The 3,700-nt window shown below is 57.8% G+C and carries 3 protein-coding genes and 1 pseudogene; 1 reads left to right on the top strand and 3 read right to left on the bottom strand.

What is annotated here, in order from left to right; translation table 11 throughout:
- A pseudogene (locus tag H5U08_RS12815) lies at nucleotides 1–980 on the bottom strand (hypothetical protein); the annotation flags it as partial.
- 98 nt (nucleotides 981–1,078) lie between these two features.
- Complete coding sequence (locus tag H5U08_RS12810; protein WP_297033680.1) at nucleotides 1,079–1,813, bottom strand: glycosyltransferase family 2 protein; 735 nt, start codon at nucleotides 1,811–1,813, stop codon at nucleotides 1,079–1,081.
- Nucleotides 1,814–2,268: 455 nt separating this feature from the next.
- Here H5U08_RS12810 and H5U08_RS12805 point away from each other — a divergent pair, with 455 nt between their 5' ends.
- The gene (locus H5U08_RS12805; RefSeq protein WP_297033679.1) at nucleotides 2,269–3,285 is read left to right on the top strand and encodes a 2-hydroxyacid dehydrogenase; all 1,017 of its coding nucleotides are present in this window, start codon (nucleotides 2,269–2,271) and stop codon (nucleotides 3,283–3,285) included.
- A 180-nt stretch (nucleotides 3,286–3,465) separates the two neighbouring features.
- On the opposite strand, the gene H5U08_RS12800 is transcribed toward H5U08_RS12805, so the two are convergent.
- The coding region (locus tag H5U08_RS12800) for a hypothetical protein (RefSeq protein WP_297033677.1) at nucleotides 3,466–3,700 on the bottom strand (235 nt) is incomplete at its 5' end.

Genomic DNA, 3,700 nt, shown 5'->3' with positions numbered 1-3,700 from the left:
CCGGCTATTTCGAGGCCCACAAGGACGAGTACATCGAGCGGATGCGCGCGGTCTCCGCGAGGCGATTCCAACGACCATGTCCAAAAAGGTACTTCATTCCAACCGTCAGCCTCGATCAAATGCGGGAACGGATGGGATCGGGACCGCAACCGATGGGCTCGCCTGTAAGCGTCCACGGCCCGATTGTGGAGAGCGAGAAATCGCGGGGCTTCCAACCAGATATGTGCCGCCAGAATCAGGAAGCTCGGCAACCGGCACAGCCAGCTTTGGGGGACTTCCAGCGTTTGCCATCCCCACAGCGATTCCTGGCGATGTCTTCCAATAGCGATGGCATGGGCCAATCGCGGACTCACTTCGAGACTTTCCCTAACGAGCGACCAGAACCTGCCGATAAGGGGATTCGGGACCAGACCGCGTATCTCGCGGCACACAGCCAGGTCAAACGCGGTAAAAACTTCCCTGCTCACAACGGGCCTTTCCTCATAGGGCCATCCGCAGGGACCTTCATCCAGAGGCACGTAAGCCACTGTCGGTTGCTCGGGCACCCCCGACGGCACCGGGAGGGCAAGGCCTTTGAGCACGTCACCATCCACGATCATGTGGATGGCGATCGCTGGACCGGTCTGCGCCGCGCCGTGGAGTACGGCATTCTTCAGCCATACGCCGGGGTGAAAAAGCTCGGGCTGATGGCCCGTCATGTAGATAGGGGGCAAGCCCTTTGCGGTCGGGATGTCGGGGAATTCAACCGATCGGTATCTCCCGGTCCAGCGGCGGGCCGCCGTCAGCATCTCCTGTCGGGCCCGCACTGCAAGTTCGTACAACGAAAAGCCAAACACGCGTGCCGAGTTTCTGGTCAGAGCAAAGCGGTTTGCTTCGGCCAGCGATCCCCAGTGGGCAGACTCTGGCCAGAGCAAAATCCCGCCGTCCTCCGTGGGAGCACGGAGTTTCGCGTGAGGCGATTTGTCCATTGTGAGGCTCATCGTTGCCAACATTTCCAAACAAACAGCAGCGGTGGTTCCAATGCCGGGCTTGCCGGGAGTGAGCGCGCTATTGCGAAATGCTCAGCCACCTGAACACGCTAAATGAGTGACGTCCTGGAGAAATCAGCCAGTCCCGCCCGCTGCAGGCTGCGTTCCAGCACTGCCCGATAGACAGCCAGACGGGTTTCCGCCTGATCCAGCGCCCCTCCGAATGCCCGTTCCTCCTCCAGATAGATCAGGGGAACCGGTATTTCAATAATACGCAACCCGTGTTTGACGGCCTGCACCCAGAACTCGATCGGCATCGCATACCCGTTTTCGGTTAAATCTAACTTGCGGAGGGCCTCTGTGCGATAGGCCTTGAATCCGCAGAAGGCGTCAGTCAAATGGAGCCCCAGCCGTCGATTCAGCTCGGCAGTGATCACCTCATTGATCCGTCGTCGATCGGGGGGAGGCTCAGAATCGCCGGGAAATTTCTTCAGGTACCGGCTGCCGGACACCACATCCACCTCGGGAGTGCATGCCGCCACAAACTCCGGAATGCGGTGCGGCTCGTGCTGGCCGTCGCAGTCGATTGTGACCAGGACCTCGTAGCCCTGGTCCATGGCGTAAGTGAACGCCGTCCGCAGGGCTGCCCCATAACCCCGATTTTCAGGATGCCGAATCACCCTCACATTCGGAAAATTCTTCAAAACTTCCGCTGTTCCATCCGTCGATCCATCATCCACCACCAGAATATTCGAGGAAAACCCGGCCACCGTCTGGAGAACATCTCCAATGTGGCGGACTTCGTTGTAAACCGGTAAAGCCGTGAGGAAATTCCGCTGAGACATCTCGCTGACACCGCTTTTGTCTGGTAATCGCCAAGTCACTCCATGGCCCGTGGTGTGCCGCTCAGTTCGCTGCCCTTCGATCTTTCAATCATATGCACTTTCGCAAGCCAAAAAGGATGTTCTATTCATGAAGCCTTCCCCTTTCTGGTGCGCCCTGGCAGGCAGGAGTCATCTTTCGGGCCACTCGACGGCAAATGCTGGGGCAAATGCCGGCAACCTTGTGCGAGCTTCGTTCGCGGGTGCTACGGGCGGGCGGACATAACCTCCGGACTTTGCGGGCGGGGGAGTCAGGCGTTCTTCTTTCCGAGCGCAGGTCCACGATGGGAAGCCCGAGGATCGGGCAAGGCTGCAAAATTGGTTTGCCTCGGAGATTCGTGGACACTTTTGCCAGTGGACGGCCCTTGTCACATGCCAATAATAATTGGGTTGGCTCTTGATTCTCAGGGAGGTCCTCAATGAAAGTTGCTGTGTTCAGCACCAAGCCCTACGATAAGGAGTTTTTGGAAGCGGCGAATCGCTCCTTTGGCCATGAACTGGTTTTTCTGGAACCCCGACTGACCAGTCAAACGGTTTCCCTTGCCAACGGCTTTCCCACGGTGTGCGTCTTCGTCAACGATGAGGTGAATGCACGTGTGCTGCTCCATCTGCAGCGCCACGGCACGAAACATATCGCCCTCCGCTGTGCCGGTTACAATAACGTCGATCTTCAGGTGGCCGAAGAATTGGGATTTATCGTGAGCCGGGTTCCCGCCTATTCTCCGCAGGCCGTGGCGGAGCACACGATGGCCCTCATCCTGGCCCTGGCGAGGAAGCTTCACAAATCTTACAACCGGGTGCGAGAAGGGAACTTCGCGCTGGATGGTCTTTTAGGCATCGACCTGGCGGGAAAGACGGCCGGGGTCATCGGAACAGGAAAAATCGGTCGCCTGGTGGCCAAGCGGTTACTGGCTTTTGAATGTTCGGTCTGCGCGTTTGATCTGAAGCCGGACGAAGAGCTGGTTTCGGTTGGCGTGCAATACGTGGGGTACGATGAACTTTTCCGTAAAAGCGACATCATCACCCTCCACTGTCCCCTGGTGCCGGCGACGTACCACCTCATCAATGAGGAAACGCTGGCCCTGATGAAGCGGGGAGTTATCCTCATCAATACAAGTCGCGGAGCCCTCGTGGACAGTCAGGCTGTTATCCGGGCGCTCAAATCGGGAAAGATCGGAGCCCTGGGACTGGATGTGTACGAAGAAGAAGCGGATCTCTTCTTCGAAGACCTTTCCAACCAGGTCATCCAGGACGATGTGTTCATGCGGATGCTGACCTTCCCCAACGTCATCATCACGGGACATCAGGCGTTTTTTACATATAACGCTATGCAGGCCATTGCCCGAATGACCCTTGAAAATATCACCGCGGTGGAGCGTGGCGAGCAGCCGCCGGGACTTCTCCGATGGCAGGAAGCGCGGGCCATTGGGGCATGAAGATGGTGCTGTGGCCCAAAGCGTTCTGCGGGATCCAATGGAGGTCATTTGGGGCGTGGGAACGGGCAGTGAACGGAAGGTCGTGACGCCCCCAGCAGCCATCGCACTTTTCAATACTGCGTGGGGGCACATACCAACGTTGCCCGGCACCGCAATACCAGCGGGCTGAAAACGAGCTGGTCAATCCTGGGGAATGCTTCGGAGCACATCGGTGGGAGCGTAATCGTCGGTGAGAATCGGGCCCTGTCGGACGTAATCGCCGCCCGAAGTCCCGAGTTGCGCCACTTCGGGAAGAAAGAAGGAGAATTTTTTCTCGGCTTGAAGCTGCTCTGCCCGTTTTATCAATTCTTCGCGTGGTAGATTTTGCCGCTTTTTGCTGGCCACGACAATCACGTTTCCATACCGGCCGTAGGAC

It is taken from the genome of Thermogutta sp., assembly GCF_014359955.1.
Lineage (GTDB): Bacteria > Planctomycetota > Planctomycetia > Pirellulales > Thermoguttaceae > Thermogutta.
Note: the sequence above shows the minus strand (reverse complement) of the source record. Positions and strands in the feature narration are given on the sequence as shown.